This window comes from Micromonospora sp. NPDC005215 (assembly GCF_040607915.1).
Taxonomy (GTDB): Bacteria; Actinomycetota; Actinomycetes; order Mycobacteriales; family Micromonosporaceae; genus Micromonospora.
Map to the genome: position 1 here is coordinate 181,652 of NZ_JBEXHQ010000004.1, position 19,261 is coordinate 200,912.

Below are 19,261 nucleotides of genomic sequence, written 5' to 3' on the forward strand. Positions count from 1 at the left end.
CGCCGACAGCCGCGTCAGGTCACGGCTCGACTCAGGGAACAGCTCGTGATCCGGGGCCGACGGCCTGGCGAAGCAGCGCCTCTGTCTCGGGGTCGGGCATGAGCTCCCGCACCTCCTGGGCGCAGCGGCAACCGGCGGCGATCTTGGCAGCCCACACCTGCGCCTCCTCGCGGGTGGCCACGTCGACGACCACGAACCCGCCGACCACCTCCCTGGTCTCCGGGTACGGGCCGTCGGTGACCGTCCCGTCGGTGCCCACGATGGTCGCGCGCTGCCTCTCCAGTCCGGCGCCGAACACCCACACGCCGGCGTTCACGGCCTCCTCGACCACCGCGTGCGAGGCCCTGCCCACGTCGGGCCAGTCGTCGGTGGGGATGTGGTCCATCGCGCCGTCATTGAACGAGATCAGATACCGCGGCATTCCAAGGCTCCCTCGTCCCGGCGGCCTCCTCCGACCGCCTCCTGCCTGTACTACGAACGACACGTCTCGGATTCGACGCGATGCCGCAGGAAACTCACGGGATCTCAGCCGCTCGGCGGCCTGCCACCCCTGTCGGAAGCCGCATCCCGCCTGAGCCGGGCGGTGAGGTCACCAGGCAGCGCTCCGCTACTTCCGGTCCAGTTCGACAATCACACCCTGGTCGGCGCATGCCGTCTGGAGACCCGTCGTCGCGGTTTCCACCGGGACAAGCAACGCGATCGCAGCCATCTCCTGCCCCTCCGGCAACTGCGAGATCTGCCAGGCGATGTCGACAAGGGCGGTGCCGTGCTTGCGAATGTCCTCGTACCGGGAGTCTTCGAACACCTCCCGCGTCTCCCGGTACTCGGCTTCGGTGAGCTTGATGTCGCCGGAGCCCTTGGCGGTGCCGTCAGGGCCCTTGCCCTCGGCCAGCGCCTTGCACGCGGCAACCCCGGAGTCCTCCTTGATGAACCCCTCGTACACGGTGAATCCGGCGGCCACGAGCATCAGGAGGGCGACGAGGGCGACGGCGGCGAACAGCAGCGGCTTACGGCCTGACGTGCCTGCCGGCGGCGGTGGCAGGTGGCCGGGCTGACCCGACCCGGGGTCCTGCTGCCCGAGCACGTGGGGCTGGTACTGCTGCGGCGGGTACACCGGGCCGCCCGGCTGGTAGGGCGACTGCGGCTGCTGGGCTTGGTATGGGTCGGTCAAGGTGTGCTCCCCACGTGATTCTGTAGCCGGGATCCAGAGACAACAATGCGCCCGGCACACGTCGTGCACCCTAGTGCTGGACGCCGATGCCAGGGGACGTCATCCGTCACGGCGGTGGGAATACGGCCGTGCGGGCCGGCCGGTAGGTTTGCTCGCATGCCACCTATCCCGACGCCGCTGCTACCCGAGACCCGGCGTGCGCTGGCCCACCGGCTGGCCACTGGTCAGGTGGCGGGTCGGGCGCCGTCGGTCGTCGCTGCCGTGGTGCGTGACGGCCATCCGGTGTGGGTCGACGGGTGGGGCACTGTGGACGGCATGGTGCCCGACGGCGGTATCCAGTACCGGATCGGCTCGATCACCAAGACGTTCATGGCGGTGCTGGTGCTGCGGCTGCGCGACGAGGGGAAACTCGCGCTTACCGACCCGCTGGCCGAGCACCTGCCCGGCACGGTGGCGGGCGAGGCCACTATCGGTGCCCTGCTGGCGCACACCGCTGGGCTGATCGCTGACGCGCCCGGCCCGTGGTGGGAACGAACCCCGGGCGCGCTGCGACCCGACCTGGCCGACGTGCTGGGCAGCGATCCGCAGGTGCATCCGGCCGGACAGCGCCACCACTACTCCAACCCCGGCTACGCGCTGCTCGGCGCGCTTGTGCAGCGGATTCGTGGCCAGGCGTGGGGCGAGGTGCTGCGGCGCGAGGTGCTGGAGCCGCTCGCGATGACCCGTACCACCCTGCTGCCGGTCGCGCCGCACGCCACGGGCTGGGCGGTGCATCCCTGGGCCGATGTGCTGCTGGCGGAGCCCACAGTGGACTGCGGTCTGATGGCGCCCGCCGGGCAGCTGTGGTCGACCGCAACGGACCTGGCCAGATTCGCCGCGTTCCTCATCGACGGCGACGACCGGGTGCTTCATCCGGACACCGTCACGCAGATGCGCACCCCGGCGAGCCCACCGGAGGCGACGGACTTGGACAGCGGCTACGGGCTCGGCATGCAGCTTCTGCGCCGCGACGGCCGGCTGTTGGCCGGGCACACCGGCTCAATGCCGGGCTTTGTCGCGACCGTGTGGGTCAGCCCCGATGAGGCGCTCGGCGCGGTCGTGATGGGTAACGTGACCGCCGGCCTGTCCGCCGGTGCTCTCGCCGCTGACCTGCTGCAGACGGTCGCCGAGCGGGAGCCGCGGATCCCGGCGCCGTGGCGCCCGCTGCCCTCAGTCGACCCGCAGCTGCTGGATCTCGCCGGCCCGTGGTACTGGGGGCCGGCTCCTTACGTGCTGCGCCCGCAGGCTGACGGCTTCGTGGAGCTGGCGTCGTTGTCCGGCGGGCGCGGCACCCGGCTGCGCCCCACCCGCGACGGCGGCTGGGAGGGAATCAACGGCTACTTCGCCGGCGAGCGGCTGCGGGTGCAACGCGACGCGGCTGGCGCCGTCAGCCACCTCGACCTTGGCACCTTTGTCTTCACCCGGCAGCCCTACGACCCCGCGACGCCAGTGCCCGGCGGTGTCGACCCGGCCGGTTGGCAGGCCGGCTGACCCCACGAAGGTCGGGCAGTCTCCCAGACCGGCAGTTCGGGCTCGTCGTTGTGCACGACGATGTTCGCGTGCCGGGTCGGGCGGACCGTGGCGAAATAGAGCTGCTGGGAGGGGATGTAACGCTCCCACCAGCGTCGTTCGACCTCCGCCCGAGTTGACACCGAGCGCTCTCGGAGCACGGCACGATCCACTGTCTTCTCCAGTGGTACCGACACGAAGACGCGCAGTTCCCACCGGTCAATCAGCTCCGGGCGCAGGAGGAAGACGCCGTCGAAGACGAGCACAGCGTTGGCTGGGGCAGTCGTGACCGGCGGAGACAGCGCGGCATCCGTCGCCCGGTCGTAGATCGCGTGTCGGAAGCGCCGATCTCCGTCCGGGCCGAGCGGATCGAGCAGCACCCGGTTCAGCGTGTCGTAGTCGTGGGTGTCGTAGTAGCAACCTTCGGCCGAGTACTCGCCGCGCGGGTAGCGCTGTGCCCGGGGATAGAGGAAATCGTCGACTGTGGCGCGGATGACGTCACGGCCCTGCTCGCGCAGGACGACGGCCAGTTCGTCGGCGAGGGTGGTCTTACCAGCGGCGGGTGGTCCGTCGACGGCAACCCGCGTCGGGTGGGCGACTGCGACGGAGCCGACTGCCTCAGCCAGGCGCTCGAGCAACTCGTCACGGGTGCCTCGAACCATGTCAACGTCCTGCGGGGTCAGGTCGGCGTACTCGAAATGGGTCTTCCGCGCTCGGGCCGTCTTGCGTGATCGACTCAGCGGGCGACCGCGCCAACGTCCTCACATTGTCGTACGCCGCCGACAGCCGCGCCAGGTCGCGGCTCGACTCCGGGGAGGATTCCGCGATCACCTGCGCCGCCCGTAGGTAAGCCGGCGCAGGACGATCTCGGCGGGACCGGGCCGCTTGCGGCGGTCGAGCTGATGGGCCATCAGCACGGTGGCGAGCCAGACGGCCACCGCGATGATCAGGCCGGTCACCGTGGGGCTGCCGAAACGGTCGCCCAGGGCGAGCGTGAAGGGTGCCAGGAGGACGAGCCAGGCCACGGACTGGAACAGATATCCCGACAGGGAGCGCTGCCCCAGGGCGGAGAGCGCGCCGACAACACGGCCGGACCGCGTGGCCCGCATGGCGATCAGGCCGAAGACAGCCACGTAACCGGGTCCGGCGAACATGCCGCTGGCGCCGTGGAGCAGCAACGCCAGATTGGCGGCCGACTCGTCGACGTGCAGCCATCCGGCGCTGACCAGGGCGGCCGGGAGACCTCCGGCGATGGCGACGCCGAGGCCGAGGATGGCGGTCCAGGTGAGCAGGGTCCGGTGGCGGGCCGGTTCTTCGAGGATGCGGCGGCGAGCGGCCCACATACCCAGCCAGGCGATCATGATGAAGGGCAGGACGGTCAGCGTGTGCATCGGCCATTCGCCGAGGCGGTCCAGCATCGCCGGGGCGTACCCGGGCGCGGCGAGGGAGTCGACGTGGGTCGACGGCAGCGGCGCCGACCCGCCCGGACCGCCGATGATCGTGCTGACCACGATGGCGCCGATGATGAGCACCTCGACTGTCGCCAGCGCCCAGAGCACCAGCGCGATCCGGTGGAACCTGTCGCTGCGGCGCAGGAGCAGCAAGGTCATCGCGATCCCGACGATCCCGTACGCGCCGAGGAAGTCGCCGTAGTACAGCAGTGCGGCGTGCGCGAAACCGAACACGACGAGCCAGAGGTTGCGACGCAACAGCACGGAACGGACCTGCTTGGGCGTGGCACCGGAGGCGTCCTGGCGGCGGGCGAGCTGGACGAGTCCGTAGCCGAACATCACGGCGAAGACCGGATATCCCCGGGCGTGGACGAGGTCGAAGAGCAGGAGGTTGAGGCCACGGTCGGCGCCTTCGGGCGTGGCGTCGAGGCCGGGCTCGCCGGCGAAGACGACTCCTGCGACGTTGGCCAGCGCGATGATCAGCAGCATCGCTCCCCGGGCCAGGTCCGGCGCGAGGGCGCGCTCGGTGCGCAGCACCGGCCCTCTCGATGTCCGCAAAGCGGTGTCCATGCTCATGTTCGCCTCTCCCCGCTGCCCCGATTTTAGTTTCGTAGAGAAAGTATCACAGGCAAACTAATGAGGTCTGGCATGATGGGGCGGTAACTGTCCGGGGTGAACGTGGGAGCCCATGACCAGCGAGGACTTCGTCCCGGCGCCACTGCGCCGGCTGTGGGGGATGCCAGAGTCGTCGCGTCTCGGGCGGCCCGCGACCCTCGACGTCAACGTGGTCGTCGCCGCGGCGGTGAAGATCGCCGACCGCGACGGGCTGGGCGGCGTGACGCTCCCCAAAGTCGCCGAGAGCCTCGGCTTCACGAGCATGTCGCTCTACCGGCACGTCGGGTCCAAGGACGAACTGCTCACCCTCATGGCCAACGCCGCACTGGGTCAGCCACCGAAGATCGACACCAGCGACTGGCGGCGAGGGCTGCACCGTTGGGCATTCGCGCAGCGAGCGGTGTACCAGAGTCGGCCCTGGCTGACCCGCGTGCCCACCTCCGGACCGCCCGCCGGGCCGAACCAGATCGCCTGGATGGAGACCGCGCTGGCGATCATGTCCGGCACCCACCTGGACTGGGCACACAAAATCGGCGCACTGTCCCTGATCAGCGGCTACGTGATCCAGTCGGTACGCCAGTACAGCGAACTCGCCGAGGGTAGGGCCGAAGGCCAGGGGCAGGCCGACGCCGAACGCGAATACGGCCGGGCGCTGGCGCGGCTCGTCGATCCCGCCCGCTTCCCCGAGACAGCCCACCTGTTCTCCTCGACCCTGTTCGAGGCGCCACCGTCCGACACTCCCGACGCGACGATCGCCGACGCGGACTTCTCCCTCGGGCTGGAGTTGATCCTCGACGGCATCGCCGTCCGGATCGAACGCTCCGACTCCTGAACCCAACCGTTTGGGTCCGTCATTCTCACCGGCGGCGGGCCGCCAGACGGTCGCGCTCGGCACCGTCACGGCTCGGGGTTACTGTGTCGGCAATCGAAGCATCGAGAGGGGCGGCACAGGCGATGACGGCGCCCAGGCCGGGACGACAGGTACGAGGATCGAGCACCGGACGTCCACTGATGGCCGCCCTCGACCTGTTCGGACGCCGCTGGAACCTCCGAATCATCTGGGAGTTGCGGCATGGGCCGGTCGGCTTCCGTGCGCTCCAGCAGCGCTGCGACAACATGTCCTCCAGCGTCCTGCGGCAACGGCTCACCGAATTGCTCGACGCCCACCTCGTCGGGCAGCAGCCGGACACGACCTACGCCCTCACCGAGCTCGGCCACGGCGCCTACCAGGCCCTGCGCCCACTCGTCCGCTGGTCCGACCAGTGGGCTTCCGTCATGACCGAGGACGGCACGGCGTAGCGCAGCACAGCGGGCCCCTGGCGCTTCTAGAATAGAAGCGCTATCGTGCTGTGCAATCCGCATCACGGGAGGCGCCCATGGCCCGCATAGCTCCGTTCGAAGCGCCGTTCACGGCGGAGGTGGCGGCCCAACTCGCCACGATGATGCCGAGCGGCGTGCCACCGATCGGCCTGTTCCGGACGTACGCCAAGAACCTGCCGATGACCATCGCGATGAGTCACTGGGGCAGGTACGAACTCGGCCGGCACCTGTCCCTGACGATCCGCGAGCGGGAGATCGTCATCCTTCGCACCTGCGCGCGCTGCCGCTGCGAGTACGAGTGGGGCGTCCATCTGATGTTCTTCGCCCACCGCGCCGGACTCACCCGGCCCGAGATCGCCTCGGTTACCCACGGCGCGCCGGAAGACTCGTGCTGGACCAGCAGCCGCGAACGAACGCTCATCCAGGTCGTGGACGCCCTGCACGACTCATCGGACCTCGACGACAGCCTGTGGCAATCCGCCCGCGAGGCGCTGGACGAGCCGCAGTTGCTCGACCTGCTCCTGCTCTGCGGGTGGTACCACGCGATCAGCTTCGCCGCTCGCGCCGCCCGGGTCGACCTCGAGCCGGGTGCCCCTCGCTTCGCCGACGCCACGGCCTGATGCCCAGCCCACAGGTGATCGTGGTGGCTGCCTGCACTCGCGATGGGCGAGGCGGCAGCCCTACCGCGGTCGTGATCGACGATGCCACCCGCACCGACGACGAACGGCGCGCTGTCGCATCGACGGCCGGCACCTCCCACACCGCATTCGTCGACAGCAGCAGTGTGGCCCTGCCCGGCGTACGGTTCTTCACCACCGAGGGAGAACTCCAGAACTGCGGCCACGGCACCATCGCCGTGCAGGCCGTCCTGCTGCGCCGCAGCGGCGCCACCCAGCACCACGGCCACCAACGCACCGGCAACCGAACCGTCGCCGTGACCGCGACCCGCCGACGCGACGGCATCGAAGTCTGGTTCGAGCAGGGCGTCATCGCGCTGCGCGACCACGCCGAAAGTGCCAGCGGTGCCAGCCGTGCCGACGGTGCCAGCGGTGCCATCATCGCGGCCCTCGGTCTGACGCCGGACGACATCGCCGCCGACGACCTGCGGGTCGCCTCGCCCGGCACGCCCCGGCTTCTCGTCCGTGTCCAAGAGCGCCGGACGCTGTTGGCGATGCGGCCTGACTTCGCCCGGCTGGCAGCCGAGTGCCGCCGGCTCGGCTATCTCGGCTGCTTCGCCTACGCGCTCTCACCGACCGCAAGCCCAGCCACCGCCCGCATGTTCGCCCCCGCGATCGGTGTCGACGAAGACATCGTCAACGCCAACAGCGTCGGCTGCCTCGCCGCCCACCTGCTCGACACATCCCGCAACAGCGACATCGAGGTTCACCAGGGCGACGCGCTCGGCCGCCCGTCATCCGTCTGCGCCACCGCGACACAGACCCGAGACGGCATCGCGGCCAGAACCGGCGGACTGGTTCACCACCCGAGGGCCCAGCCAACCGTCTCAGAGACGGCCTGAACCGCCGGGACGTGCGGCGCGCTCCCATGTCGACGAGGCAGGAAGACCCGAACCCGCCGTCGTGGGATGACGACATCAGCCGTGCCCGAAGCGGTGTCACCCCCTCCCAGTAGCCTGCCCGGCGAGCCGACTGACAGCTACAGCGGCGGAGTCGTACGACGGAGGGTGTGATGTCGGCAATCGCGTCTTTGACAGTGATCCCCAGGGACAGCGTCACCGAGCTGGCCCGCCTGGCCCGCACATCGCCGTCGTCGTTCCGCTCGTACCTGGCGGAGCACGGGCGCAAGGCGCGGCAGGAGTACGACTGGTCCGGGTACTGCATGCTGTACGTCCTGACCTATCTGGAGGAACGCGGCGTCGAGCTGCAGCAGTCGGAGTTCGATGCCGAGTCGGAGGCCATCAACAGCGCGCACGGCCTGACCGTGCTCATCACCCCAGCGAGCCGGCGGCTCCTGGATCAGCTCGACCCCGCTGGGCACCGCGCGGAGGAGTTGAATGCCCACTTCGAGGAGATGGGGATGGACTTCGAGGAGAGCGGCGCGGCCGGTCTGGACGGGCTGACGCTGTTGCGTGACAGCATCGCCGAACTCCGCGATGACCAGGTCTTGCTGCTGCACATCGGTTGAGGCCGACTCGACCGGGCGGCGTCCCCCCTCGGTGGGCTGATGTCAGCGATCTGCAACACCTCAGCGCGCTGGTCGCGGCAGAAGATCACGACCGACGACCGCAAGCGGGGCAGCGCCTGACGCCGAAATCCGCAAGGCGATCGCCAAGCACTGATCACCGGTACCCGGCGCCGGACACAACAGCGTGCAGCGCCGGGCTACCTGCTGGCCACGCTTATCGCACGGGCAGCCCGATCTTGATTGAGGCCTATGCCTGACCGACGGCCTGAGCGATGGCGAGGGTGTGCTGATACTCGCGCCAGTGCGCCATTTTGCCGTTCCGGGTCCGCAGCACCCCGATGAACGGTGCCGAGGCGGTCACCCCCGTCGCCGTGTGGGTGCCGACCAGTTCGTATTCGACCACGATCACTTCGGGGTCAGCGGTCTCGTGCACGACGACGTTGCGGCAGTCGTCGAACCGGACTGGGAACGCCGCCCGGCCCGCTTGCGTGTACTCGAGGACCCGTTGCTTTCCCTCGGTACGCCCAGGGCGACCGGGTGCGGCGAACGGTTCCTCGATCACCACGTCGTCGGCGAGCGAGTCCGCCTCATAGGTTGGCAGGTTCGCGAGCCACCGGGCCCGCATGCTGTCGAAGATCTCGCTTGGTGTCATGTCGACCGTCCTCCTGGATAATGAGTCGTGACTCGACTTGTGCGATCGAGAATAATGAGTGGAGACTCACTTTGGTAGAGGGGCCGCCGCTGCGTGCCGACGCGCAGCGCAACCGGGCACGCATCCTGGACGCCGCCGAGGCGGTCTTTGCCGAGTTCGGCTCCCGTGCCTCCACCGAGGAGGTGGCCCGGAGGGCCGGCGTTGCCATCGGCACGGTCTTTCGTCACTTCCCCACAAAGGATGACCTGCTCGCCGCGATCATGAAGCGACTGCTCGCGCAACTCGTCGAGGAGGCCGCAAGACATGACCTCTTCGGCTTCTTCACGCACACGGTGGCGCAGGCCGCATCGAAGAAGACCGCTGTCGACTTGCTCGCCGGTTCCGGGGTGGACATCCAGCTTCCGGACGCGCTGGGTCATCTGGAGGAGGCGGTGGTCAGGCTGCTCGAACAGGCGCAGGCCGCCGGAGCCGTCGCCGACTCGGTACGGCTACCCGAGGTGATGGCGCTCCTTGCCAGCGTGTGCCAGGGCGCCCTGCACGGTGGATGGGACCAGCAGCTGCAAGCCCGTACGCTCGCGGTCATCTTCGCCGGCCTGAAGCGCGCTTGACCGCCAGCCCCGAGTTCGATGCCGAGTCGGAGGCCATCAACAGCGTGTACGGCCTGACCGTGCTCATCACTTCAGCCCACCGGCGGTTCCTGGATCAGCTCGACCCCGGTGGGCACCGCGCGGAGGAGTTGAATGCCCACTTCGATGAGATGGGGAATCGGGTTGGCGGAGGAGCGACGGTGTGCTGTGGTTGGCTACCCGGCACCGTCTCGTCGGGCTCAACCGAAGGAGCGGCATGACAGAGGTTTCGGTCGAAATACCGTCGCCCCTGCGCAAGTGCATCATCTTTTGCGAGGTCGAGTGTGTCCGCGCGTGCTGCGGGATCGACGCCGTCTCCACCGATCCAGCCCTGATCGAGGCGTGGTGCCGTCGGGTCGGGTCGGCTGCGGTGGTCAACGCGTGGCTTCAACTTGCCGAGCTGATCGAGGTGGTCGAGGACCGCTCCCATCGAGTCACGTCCACATTCTTGAACCACCGCGCGCACGACGACGCCGCACGGCGTCAGATGCTCGATTTCCTGGCCGCCTTCGAAGCGGGCCTGGCCGCCTACGACGCTTCGTGAGCGATTGAGGACACCATGGTCCCGTGCCGACGCGGCACGGCCAGGCCGTGTCCCGGCCGGACGCAGCCGAGACCTCGTAGGGGAGCGTCGTGAAGACCTCGGCAGGCCCCTCCAACTGAGCCGTGAACCGCGTTTCCGCTGCCCACGGCTCCCCCAAGGTGTGCGCGCCCAAAGCGCCTACGCCTCCGCCTCCGCCTCCTGCGGTGCGCGGGCGGCCGCGGGCAGGAAGGGGGTGAGCAGGACGGCAAGGGCGATGACTGCCGCGTTGTACCACAACGCCGTTCCCGCGGCGTCCGGGAAATCCCGGGACTCGAGCAGCGAGAAGAAGACGGCACCGACGATGGCGACACCGACGGCCGCGCCCAGTTGCAGCACCGCGTTGGTCACGCCGGAGCCAGCGCCGGCGTTGCGCGGCGCGACATCGGCGAGCACGACGGTTGTCACGATGGAGACGCACAGGCCCATGCCCAGGCCCATCACCAGGATCGGCGCAGCGAGCTGCCAGTAGGTGACGGTCATGCCCTCGCTGGTGAACATGAGAATGAGCAGGACCATGCCGATGGCCATGACGGTCAGCCCGATCTGGATGAGCCTGCGGCCATGGGTGGTGGCGAACCGCTGGGCCACGCCGGTGGTGAGGAAGATGCCGACTGGGAAGCCGATACCGGTCAGGGCGGTACGAATCGGGCTCCAGCCGTAGCCGGTCAGCAGCGTGTAGTTGAGCACCAGGAACAGCGACGCCAGCGTGGAGAAGACGACAAGCAGCACGATCAGGCCGACCACGAACGAGCGCTGCCGCAACAGGTCCGGCGGGACCAGAGCGGAGCCGTCGCGGCTGTCCCGCCGCCGTTCCACCACGCCGAACGCCCAGAGCAGCGGCGCCGCGGCGACCAGCAGCACGATCATGCCGATCGGCCAGCCCGCCTCCCGGCCCTGGATCACCGGGAACATCAGGGCGAACGAGGCGAGGCTGATCAGCACGATGCCGGCCACGTCGACGCGCAGCGGCGTCTCCGAGCGCGACTCCGGCAGCCAGCGCAGCGCGCCGAGCAGCGCGAGGACGCCGATCGGCACGTTGACGTAGAAGATCGCCCGCCAGCCCAGGTCGAAGACGCTGTACTCGGTGAACAGCGCCCCGAGCAGCGGGCCGCTGACGTTGGCGAGGCTGAGCGTGACGCCGTACAGGGCGAAGGCCTTGGCCCGTTCGGCGTTCTGGAACAGGATGACCACCACGGACATCACCTGCGGGACCATCAGGCCGGCGGCGACGCCCTGGATCAGGCGTGCGACGACCAGGACCGGGGCGGTCGTGGCGGCGCCGCAGACGATCGAGGCGACGACGAACGCCGCGATGCCGATCAGGAAGACCCGGCGTCGGCCGTAGATGTCGCCGAGGCGACCGCCCGGGATCAGGACCAGGGCGAACGTGACCGAGTAGCCGACCAGGATCCACTGCGCGGCGGCGTAGCCGGCGCCCAGGTCGGCTTGGATCCGCGGCAGGGCGATGCTGACGATCGTGCCGTCGACCAGGTCCATGAAGGCGGCGGTGAGTACGACGGCGAAGGCCAGCCACGGGCGGGTGTCACTCCGCTGGGGCGCGACGTCGGTAATCATGTCAGTCCTCCGACTTTTGCTACGGTCGGAGCAGATGCACGAGATGGAGCTTCTCGCGCGGCGATCTGCTCGCTTTTAGATTCTCTCTAATTCCGAGACTTTATGGGGAGGGATGCCGAGTGTCAACGACGTTGCCACGGGTTTCGCTGGTCGCCGACCTGTACCACCTCGAGCGCGCGTCGGCCCAGGCCGCGGTCCTGTTCCATGGCGCCCTCGCCGCGCGGGCCGGCATCACCGTGACCGACATCAGCTGCCTCGGCGTGCTCGACAAGGACGGGCCCATGCCCGCGGGCCGCCTCGCCCGCCAGATCGGCCTCACCCGCGGCGGCGCCATCACCGCAGCGCTGGACCGGCTGGAGCAGGCCGGTTTCCTGCGCCGGCAGCGCGATCCCGGCGATCGGCGGAAGGTGACGATCGAGCTGGTGCGCGGCGAGGCGTACGAGCGCCTGCAACAGACCCTCGACGAGTTCAGCCGCGACTACCTGGCCCTCATCGAGGAATACTCCGACGAGCAGCTGGGTCTGCTCACCGAGTTCTCCCGCCGCTCCACAGCGATCCTCGACCGGCACACCGCCACGTTGCAGGGCGCCGAGCAGCTATCGGCATGACGACGGGCCCGCCACGTGGCGGGCCCGCCAGCGATCCTCGTTCCTACGCCGGCGCCGGCATCCGCCGCCGCGCCAGCACGGTGTTGGTGGTCACGGTCCTCGCGCACCGGCGCGCGGCGTACCGCAACGCCTCGTGGTGATCCCGCTCGGTGAAGTCGGCGACCGCGTCTCCCACCAGGAACGGCTGCACGTCGGCGGAGAACGCGTCCACCGCGGTCATCAGCACGCCCACGTGGGCGTACACCCCGCAGACCACCAGCTGGGTGCATCCGTTACGGCCGAGCCAGGACCCCAGGGACGTGCGGGCGAACGCGCTGTACCGCCACTTGGTGAACACCTCGTCCCCCGGTTCCGGCGCCAGCTCCGCGACGATCTCCCGGCTGTCCCGGTCGGCGCTCATCCCCGGCCCCCAGAAGTCACGCAGCAGCCCTCGCTCGGCCGGGCTCATCGCTCCTGGCTGCGCCGTGTACGCGACCGGCACCCTCTCTGCGCGCGCCCAGCCGAGCAGCCGGGACACGTTGTGCACCAGCTCGCGGCGCGGCGACGCGTCCGGGAAGAAACCGACGAAATAGCGCTGCATGTCGTGCACCAGCAACGCCGCGCGGGCCGGATCGAGCTGCCACGGCACTGCGGCCGGCGGCAGATCGCTCTCCCCCGGCATCGGGTACGGCACGATCGGCGGGATACCCACCTGACTGTCCTCCTCCTGCGAGCCGGCCCGCGCTCACGCGACGAGCGCGGCGCCTCCGTCGACGAAGAGCTCCTGCATGGTGATGTGCCCGGCCTCCGGCGACGCGAGGAAGCGGACCGCCGCCGCGACGTCCTCCGGGGTGCCGATCCGGCCCAGCGGGATGCCGACGCGGTACGCCTCCAGGGAGCCCCGGATGCTGAACTCCGGGCCGCTGGCGCCGGTCCAGAACGCCCGCTGCATCGGCGTGTCGGTGGAGCCGGGCGAGACCACGTTGCAGCGGATCCCGAACTCGGCCAGTTCCAGCCCCAGGCACTTGGTGAACAGCGAGCTCGCCGCCTTCGACGCGGCGTAGGCGGCCATGCTGGTCCGCGGCACCCCTGTCACGTTCGAGCTGACCGTGACGATCGTGCCGGACCGGCGCCGCACCATTCGCCGGGCCACCGCCCGGCAGCAGTGGAAGACGCCGTCGGTGTTGACCGCGAACACGGCGTTCCAGTCCTGGTCGCTGAGCTCGGTCACCGGCCCGGTCCGCAGCACCCCGGCCACGTTGACAAGCACCCGTACCGGACCCAGATCCTCCTCGACCTGCTTGACCAGCGCCTCCACCGCCGCGCTGTCGCGCACGTCGGCCGGGTAGGCCTGGGCCGCGCCGGGCAGCGCCGCGACCGTCGCGGCCAGCCCGCCAGCGTCGACGTCGACCGCCGCCACCAACGCGCCGTCGGCGGCCATCATCCGGGCCACCGCCGCCCCGATCCCCTGCGCTGCCCCGGTGACCAATACGACCCGGTCATCGCTCGACATGACGGACATGGGTGTTCCTCCTCAGTAGTAGAGCAGCGCCTTGTCCCAGTCCTCGTCCGCGCCGAACAGGCTGCGCGGCTTCACCACGTCGTGCACGCCGGTCAGCACGGTCCGCGGCACGAGCGTGCCCGGCGCCACCCCGGTCACCTCGCACGGCACCCGCAGCGCCTCGTCAATCGCGGCACGCAGCGCGCGCGTCGCCGGCTCACGTCGCGCGTCCGGCACCTCGATCTCCACCCGCAGCAGGTCGGCGTGGGCGCGGGCTCGCCAGAACAGCACCTCGTCGCCGGCCGGCAGCTGGAAGACCAGGTCCTCCAGCACGGCCTGGGTGACGGCGCGCCCCGCGACCGGGTAGCCGAAGGCGGAGCGTCCCAGCACCCGGACGGTGGGCAGCACCCAGCCGCACGGGCAGTCGTCGTAGGACACCTCGACCGCGTCCTCCAGGTTGTAGCGCAGCAGTGGCATGGCCTCCCGGTACAGCGGCGTGACAACGAGTTGTCCGCTGCCCTCGGCACCGAGACGGCCGGTGGCCGGGTCGTACACCTCGAAGACGGCGCGGTCGGCCCACAGGTGCATCCGGCCGTGCTCGCACTCGCCGGCGAGGCTGCCGGTCTCGGTCGACCCGTACTCCTCCACCACCGGCACGCCCCACAGCTCGGCGATCCGCCGCCGCCGGGCCGGGCTCAGCGGCTCCCCGCCGACGAACAGGGCGCGCAGGTTCGGGAAGTCGCGGCCCGGCTCGTGGCCCTGCGCCCGCGCGGCGGCCGCCCACAGCAACGTTTCGGTCGGCATCGACCAGGTCAGCGTCACTCCCAGGTCGTGCAGCACCCGCACCACCCGGGAGTACGGCATCGCCAGCGAGCGGTTGTCGCCGGGCACCACTGTCGCGCCGTGCAGCCGGGCCGCCGCGTGCGCCAGATGACCGGTGATCATCAGGGCGTACGGGGTGCGCACCAGGAACGTGTCCGAGGCCGTGATGCCCACCCACTTGCGGGCGTACCGCTCACTGAGGTCGTGCCAGTCGTCGGCGGTGTAGTACGACGCGGTCGGCCGGCCGGCCGTTCCGCTGGACTCGTGGTAGGTCGCCAGCTCCTCCTTCGGGACGGCCAGCAGCCCGTACGGATAGTTGTCGCGAAGGTCCTGCTTGGTCGTCAGCGCCAGGTCCTCCAGCGTGGCGCCCTCGGTGAGCCGGCGCTGGTAGAACGGCGTGCGGGCGGCCTGGCTCAGCACCTCGGGCAGGCGGGCGCGCCGGGACGCGGCCAGCTCCTCGTGGCTGCGCCAGTCACCCAGCCGTGGCCGCCGGGTCAGTGCTGCGGTCATTGTCGTCTCTCCTCCACTGTTGCCAACGAGGGTGTCCGCCGAGCAGCCGGTCGGCGTTGTCCCAGGCCACCTGCGCCCACTGCGCCGGTGGCAGGTCCAGGGCCGCGTACTTGGCAAGCTCGACGCGCGGGTCCTGCAACGGAAACTCGGTGCCGAACAGCACCCGGCCGGGGCCGAGCCGGTCCAGGGCGCGGCGCACAACGCTGCTGTAACCGCCGGAGGTCTCCAGCGCGATGGACGGGTACGGCGCGATCAGGTCGACCGCGTAGTAGTCGATGTTGCCGACGCCGCTGTGCCCGAGCACCAGGGGCAGACCGGGAAAGCGCCGGGCCAGCTCGACCAGGTCGGTCACCCGGGCGCCGGAGCGTTCCAGGCAGACCACGTACACCGGATGTCCGGCCTCGGCCGCTATCGCGAGCAGGCGCAGGTTGCGCTCGTCGCCAAGCGGCACGCCGTGCACAGCGGGTGAGATCTCCAGGCCGGCGTACTGGTCCGCGACGGCCCGGTAGCGGGTGGCCGGCGCGTGCGGGTTGGCGAAGTAGAACGGCACCAACCGGCCGTCGGCGGCGTCCGCCGCCCGCAGCACCGCCTCGTTGTCGGCGTCGGTTTCCACGTGCCCGCCCTCGATCAGCTGCCGGGACAGTTGGTCGAGGGAGAGCGTCCCGCCCGCGCAGACCACGACCCGGTCCAGGCCGCACTCGTCCATCGTGGAGAGCAGCCGCCGGAGCATGTCCGGCCGCGGCGGGAACCGCGCATGGAAGTCGCAGACCGGGCCGTGGGACCGCCGCGCCGTTCCCGGCAGGCTCACTGTTCCCGGCAGAACTCGTCGATGGGGTAGCCGACGTGCCGGTCCTCGGTGGGCAGGTAGCCCAGTAGCCGATCGCCCTCACGCAGCTCGGTGCTGTTGAGCACCGTCCCGCCCGGGCCGAGCACCCGCACGTGCCAGTCGTCCTGCAGGATCAGGTTGACCTCGGTGCCGTCGGGCGCCACCGCGTCGACCGACAGCAGCGGTCGCTTCTCGATCTTCACCCGCCCGACCGTCGCCACCCGGGTCTGCCCCTTCACGTCGACGGCCAGCACCTTGCTTCCGGCCCGCAGCTCGCTCAGGTACTGCGTACGCTCCCCGGAGGCGAGCGTGTACGACATGATCGCGCCCGCGTTGACCCGGAACGGCCGGGTCGGCATGTACGGCAGCGGGTGCGTCTCGCTGACGCAGAGCACCATGCCCTTGGAGTGCGAGCCGACCAGGATGCCCTCGTCCTGCCGGAAGTATGTGCAGGTGTCCACGCAGGCCCGCTCGCCCATGCCGACGTGCGCGATCCCGGTGACCTTCAGCTCAACCAGGTCGAGCGCGGGTGGACGGTCGTCGGCTGCGGTCTTGAGCGCGGTGGCTTCGCCGACGGCGCTCGGCGCGAGCATCACGCCCTCCGAGCCGTGCTCCAGCACACCGAAGATGATCTCCGCCTCGGTGACGTCCTGTGCGACAGTGATGATGTTGCCGGTGCTCTGAGCCGCGGCCGCCAGCACGATCTCCAGCGGGATCTTGGTCGGGTCGCGGAACAGCAGCACGGTCCACCGCTCGGTGCGCGCCGCGGTGCAGGCCTCCTCGAGGGTGTCGGCGTCGACCACCTCGACGAAGCGGCCGAACTCCACGTCAGGGTGCTCCTGTGCGAGCGCTGCCACCCGGCCCCGATCGCCGTCCACCACGACCAGGTCGACGGTGCCCAGGTCCGCGGGCAGGTCCCCACCGCCGGGGAACAGCACCTTGCGGACGGTCGGCGGCAGTCCCTCCAGCTCGGCCGGGTCGGCGGCGACGATCGCGTCGACGCGCTGGTGCACCGCCTCCTCCACGATCGCGTCCCGGGCCGGGCCACTCTCCCGGACATCCAGCCAGCACAGCTTCATGACGATCTCCTTGCCTGGTAGGCGCTCAAGCGACGGACGGTTCGAACTGCCCGGCCGCACCGGCCGGCACAGCGAGGACGGGACGGTGCACGATCTGGCAGACCTGGCGGGCTGCCGCACCGGGGTCGTCGTGCAGGAAGATGTTGCGGCCCATCGCCACCCCGGCCGCGCCGCCGGCCAGCACCTGCTCGGTGAAGGCGGCGAGTTCGGCGGCGGACTCCCGCAGCGGGCCGCCGGCCACGATCACCGGCACCGGGCAGCCGCGGGTCACGTCGCGCAGCTCGGCGGCGGTGACCGGTGCGACCGTCTTGACAATGTCGGCGCCCAGGTCCACGGCGAGCGCGACCGCGTGCGCGATCAGCTCCGGGTCACGCGGGTCGCTGATCCGAGGACCGCGCGGGTACATCATGGCCAGCAGCGGCACGTTCCACGCGTCGCAGGCCCGGGCCACCTCGGCCAGGTCGATGATCTGCCGGGATTCGGCGTCCGCGCCCAGGTTCACGTGCACGCTGACCGCGTCCGCGCCCAGCCGGACCGCTTCCTCCACGCTGGTGACCAGGTACTTCAGGTCCGGGTCCGGCGCGCGGGTGGTGCCGGCGCTCAGGTGCACGATCAGCGACATGTCGGCGAAGGCCGCGCCGTCGACGTAGCGCAGCGCGCCCTTGTGCAGCACCACGGCGTCGGCGCCGGCGCCGGACAGCGCCGCGACCGTACGGTTCAGCCGCTCACCGCCGCTGATCGAGCCATCGGTGACCGAATGGTCCATCGGGATGACGAGCAGCCGCTCGTCAGCGTGCCGGTAGAGCCGCCGCAGCCGAACGCTGCGGGCGAACGAGTTGTTGATCGGCGGCATGTCGTTCTCGGGTCCCTTCGTCGTGGCAGCCGCGCACGGCCACCGGGTCAGGCGGGAATCAGGCGGGGACCAGCTCGGCCAGACCGAACGCGGCGTGCAGCAGGCCGACCGCCTCGGTCAGCCGGTCCCGGGGGATCACCGCCGAGGTGCGGAGCTGGGAGATCGAGATCCAGCTGGTGGGTATGCCGGCGCCGCGCAGCGCGGCGAGCATCCGGGCGGTGTACTCGGGCCGGTTCAGCAGGCCCATTCCGATCACCGACACCTTGCCGACGTTGTCGTCGACCCGGACCTGTCCGCCGAGTGCCGCCACGGTGTCACGCAGCGGCCCGGTCAGGCGGCCGAGCTCGCTGCTGCGGACGGTGAAGCCGATCCGGAACTCCTCCTCCTGTGGCCCGGACCGGGCGACCAGATCGACCGGCACCGCGTGCTCGGCGAGTACGGCCAGGACCTCGGTCGCTGGGTCCGGATGACTGCTCGGGGTCTCGACGAGCACCCGGGCGACGTCGGCATCGTGGGCGATCGCGGTCACGGTGCTGCTGGTCTCGAGCATGTGCGGATCCGACCTTTCTGGAATGACGGTCCCCCCGCCGGGCCGCAGGGAACTGAGCACCCGGACCCGGACCGCTCGCACGGCGGCGAGCTCGACGGCACGCGAGTGCAGGACGCGGGCGCCGGCGAAGGCCATCTCCGCCATCACGGCCGGATCGACGCGCGCCAGCACCCGGGCCTGTGGAACGACCCGCGGGTCGGCGGTCAGCACGCCGGACACGTCGGTGTAGATGTCGCAACGCTCGGCCGCCAGCGCCGCGGCCAGCGCCACCGCGGTGGTGTCCGAGCCGCCGCGCCCGAGGGTGCGCACGTCGCCGTCGGCGCCCAAGCCCTGGAAGCCGGCAACGACGGCCACCTCACCCGCGGCGAGGCGGCGGTGCAACGGCGCGGGGTCGACGTCGGCCACCAGGCCGGCGCCGTGCACGCCCTCGGCGCGGATCCCGGCCTGCGGCCCGGTGAACGACACCGCCGGCACGCCGAGCCGGTGCAGGACCATCGCCAGCAGGGCCGCGGACTGGTTCTCCCCGGTCGCCAGCAGCTGGTCCAGCTCGCGGGCGGGGGCACCGGCGTGGATGCGCCCGGCCAGCCGCAGCAGATCGTCGGTGGTGTTGCCGCGCGCCGACACCACGACCACTGTGCGTTCGCCGGAGCGGTGGCCACGGGCGACGTTGGCGGCCACCCGCTCGAGCGCGGCCATGTCCGCGAGCGAGCTGCCGCCGTACTTGTGCACTGTGGTGGGCACTGCCGCCTCCCTCACCCATTGTGGTTTCGTGTGTGCACCAGCGTCGTCGCGCACCGGCCGTACGGGCATCCCGAACTCACGTGACCGGACCGTGATGGCGTGACCG

General features: G+C 70.5%; 23 protein-coding genes. 10 read left to right on the top strand and 13 right to left on the bottom strand.

Going from position 1 to position 19,261, the window contains the following annotated elements:
- Nucleotides 1-31: 31 nt before the first annotated feature.
- Entirely contained in the window at nucleotides 32-421 is a 390-nt protein-coding gene (locus tag ABZU25_RS05855) for a YciI family protein (protein WP_355028167.1), read from the bottom strand.
- Between the two features lie 186 nt (nucleotides 422-607).
- The gene (locus tag ABZU25_RS05860; RefSeq protein WP_355028168.1) at nucleotides 608-1,171 is read right to left on the bottom strand and encodes a hypothetical protein; all 564 of its coding nucleotides are present in this window, start codon (nucleotides 1,169-1,171) and stop codon (nucleotides 608-610) included.
- A 156-nt stretch (nucleotides 1,172-1,327) separates the two neighbouring features.
- Between ABZU25_RS05860 and ABZU25_RS05865 the strand changes: the two genes are divergently transcribed.
- On the top strand, nucleotides 1,328-2,701 hold the full coding sequence (locus ABZU25_RS05865; protein WP_355028169.1) for a serine hydrolase domain-containing protein: 1,374 nt from the start codon (nucleotides 1,328-1,330) through the stop codon (nucleotides 2,699-2,701).
- Here ABZU25_RS05865 and ABZU25_RS05870 read toward each other — a convergent pair.
- Both ABZU25_RS05870 and ABZU25_RS05875 read right to left on the bottom strand, forming a co-directional pair.
- Entirely contained in the window at nucleotides 2,641-3,381 is a 741-nt protein-coding gene (locus tag ABZU25_RS05870) for a uridylate kinase (protein WP_355028170.1), read from the bottom strand. The two genes, ABZU25_RS05865 and ABZU25_RS05870, sit on opposite strands and share 61 nt — an antisense overlap.
- A gap of 165 nt (nucleotides 3,382-3,546) precedes the next feature.
- A complete protein-coding gene (locus ABZU25_RS05875; RefSeq protein ID WP_355028171.1) occupies nucleotides 3,547-4,746 on the bottom strand; it encodes a DUF418 domain-containing protein in 1,200 nt (399 codons plus the stop codon).
- A 112-nt stretch (nucleotides 4,747-4,858) separates the two neighbouring features.
- On the opposite strand from ABZU25_RS05875, the gene ABZU25_RS05880 reads away from it, so the two are divergent.
- From ABZU25_RS05880 to ABZU25_RS05900, 5 genes are all read left to right on the top strand, one after another.
- A complete protein-coding gene (locus ABZU25_RS05880) occupies nucleotides 4,859-5,617 on the top strand; it encodes a TetR/AcrR family transcriptional regulator C-terminal domain-containing protein (protein ID WP_355028172.1) in 759 nt (252 codons plus the stop codon).
- Between the two features lie 179 nt (nucleotides 5,618-5,796).
- Nucleotides 5,797-6,084 (top strand): helix-turn-helix domain-containing protein, encoded by a 288-nt coding sequence (locus ABZU25_RS05885; RefSeq protein WP_355028173.1) that lies wholly within the window; start codon nucleotides 5,797-5,799, stop codon nucleotides 6,082-6,084.
- A gap of 77 nt (nucleotides 6,085-6,161) precedes the next feature.
- Nucleotides 6,162-6,725, top strand: a complete 564-nt coding sequence (locus ABZU25_RS05890) for a carboxymuconolactone decarboxylase family protein (protein WP_355028174.1) — start codon at nucleotides 6,162-6,164, stop codon at nucleotides 6,723-6,725.
- Nucleotides 6,725-7,624, top strand: coding sequence for a PhzF family phenazine biosynthesis isomerase (locus tag ABZU25_RS05895; RefSeq protein WP_355028175.1), 900 nt, complete (start codon nucleotides 6,725-6,727; stop codon nucleotides 7,622-7,624). The genes ABZU25_RS05890 and ABZU25_RS05895 overlap by 1 nt, the downstream gene beginning before the upstream one ends.
- A gap of 170 nt (nucleotides 7,625-7,794) precedes the next feature.
- The gene (locus ABZU25_RS05900; RefSeq protein WP_355028176.1) at nucleotides 7,795-8,250 is read left to right on the top strand and encodes a hypothetical protein; all 456 of its coding nucleotides are present in this window, start codon (nucleotides 7,795-7,797) and stop codon (nucleotides 8,248-8,250) included.
- A gap of 247 nt (nucleotides 8,251-8,497) precedes the next feature.
- Here ABZU25_RS05900 and ABZU25_RS05905 read toward each other — a convergent pair whose 3' ends face one another.
- A complete protein-coding gene (locus tag ABZU25_RS05905) occupies nucleotides 8,498-8,902 on the bottom strand; it encodes a nuclear transport factor 2 family protein (protein WP_355028177.1) in 405 nt (134 codons plus the stop codon).
- A 71-nt stretch (nucleotides 8,903-8,973) separates the two neighbouring features.
- On the opposite strand from ABZU25_RS05905, the gene ABZU25_RS05910 reads away from it, so the two are divergent.
- Genes ABZU25_RS05910 through ABZU25_RS05920 form a run of 3 tightly spaced genes read left to right on the top strand, consistent with a single transcriptional unit; the run spans nucleotide 8,974 to nucleotide 10,072 of the window.
- Entirely contained in the window at nucleotides 8,974-9,510 is a 537-nt protein-coding gene (locus tag ABZU25_RS05910; protein ID WP_355028178.1) for a helix-turn-helix domain-containing protein, read from the top strand.
- Nucleotides 9,507-9,749, top strand: coding sequence for a hypothetical protein (locus tag ABZU25_RS05915; RefSeq protein WP_355028179.1), 243 nt, complete (start codon nucleotides 9,507-9,509; stop codon nucleotides 9,747-9,749). Before ABZU25_RS05910 ends, ABZU25_RS05915 begins: the two co-directional genes overlap by 4 nt.
- Entirely contained in the window at nucleotides 9,746-10,072 is a 327-nt protein-coding gene (locus tag ABZU25_RS05920) for a DUF6331 family protein (protein WP_355028180.1), read from the top strand. The genes ABZU25_RS05915 and ABZU25_RS05920 overlap by 4 nt, the downstream gene beginning before the upstream one ends.
- Nucleotides 10,073-10,249: 177 nt before the next feature.
- On the opposite strand, the gene ABZU25_RS05925 is transcribed toward ABZU25_RS05920, so the two are convergent.
- Nucleotides 10,250-11,686, bottom strand: coding sequence for an MFS transporter (locus ABZU25_RS05925; RefSeq protein WP_355028181.1), 1,437 nt, complete (start codon nucleotides 11,684-11,686; stop codon nucleotides 10,250-10,252).
- Between the two features lie 119 nt (nucleotides 11,687-11,805).
- On the opposite strand from ABZU25_RS05925, the gene ABZU25_RS05930 reads away from it, so the two are divergent.
- Nucleotides 11,806-12,294, top strand: coding sequence for a MarR family transcriptional regulator (locus tag ABZU25_RS05930; protein WP_355028182.1), 489 nt, complete (start codon nucleotides 11,806-11,808; stop codon nucleotides 12,292-12,294).
- Nucleotides 12,295-12,337: 43 nt separating this feature from the next.
- Here the strand turns inward: ABZU25_RS05930 and ABZU25_RS05935 are convergent, their stop codons facing one another.
- The 7 genes from ABZU25_RS05935 to ABZU25_RS05965 are packed head-to-tail and all read right to left on the bottom strand — an operon-like array spanning nucleotide 12,338 to nucleotide 19,155.
- The gene (locus ABZU25_RS05935) at nucleotides 12,338-12,985 is read right to left on the bottom strand and encodes an isochorismatase family protein (RefSeq protein WP_355028183.1); all 648 of its coding nucleotides are present in this window, start codon (nucleotides 12,983-12,985) and stop codon (nucleotides 12,338-12,340) included.
- Nucleotides 12,986-13,018: 33 nt separating this feature from the next.
- Nucleotides 13,019-13,795 carry a 2,3-dihydro-2,3-dihydroxybenzoate dehydrogenase gene (locus ABZU25_RS05940; protein WP_355028184.1) on the bottom strand — a complete coding sequence of 259 codons (777 nt, stop codon included), beginning with the start codon at nucleotides 13,793-13,795 and terminating at the stop codon, nucleotides 13,019-13,021.
- Nucleotides 13,796-13,807: 12 nt separating this feature from the next.
- On the bottom strand, nucleotides 13,808-15,106 hold the full coding sequence (locus ABZU25_RS05945) for an AMP-binding protein (protein WP_355028185.1): 1,299 nt from the start codon (nucleotides 15,104-15,106) through the stop codon (nucleotides 13,808-13,810).
- Nucleotides 15,069-15,914, bottom strand: coding sequence for an amidohydrolase family protein (locus ABZU25_RS05950; RefSeq protein WP_355028186.1), 846 nt, complete (start codon nucleotides 15,912-15,914; stop codon nucleotides 15,069-15,071). The genes ABZU25_RS05945 and ABZU25_RS05950 overlap by 38 nt, the downstream gene beginning before the upstream one ends.
- Complete coding sequence (locus ABZU25_RS05955) at nucleotides 15,911-17,011, bottom strand: 3-dehydroquinate synthase II (protein WP_355028187.1); 1,101 nt, start codon at nucleotides 17,009-17,011, stop codon at nucleotides 15,911-15,913. Before ABZU25_RS05955 ends, ABZU25_RS05950 begins: the two co-directional genes overlap by 4 nt.
- 25 nt (nucleotides 17,012-17,036) lie before the next feature.
- Entirely contained in the window at nucleotides 17,037-17,864 is an 828-nt protein-coding gene (locus tag ABZU25_RS05960; RefSeq protein WP_355028188.1) for a 2-amino-3,7-dideoxy-D-threo-hept-6-ulosonate synthase, read from the bottom strand.
- 58 nt (nucleotides 17,865-17,922) lie between these two features.
- On the bottom strand, nucleotides 17,923-19,155 hold the full coding sequence (locus ABZU25_RS05965) for an aspartate kinase (RefSeq protein ID WP_355028189.1): 1,233 nt from the start codon (nucleotides 19,153-19,155) through the stop codon (nucleotides 17,923-17,925).
- Nucleotides 19,156-19,261: the final 106 nt, after the last annotated feature.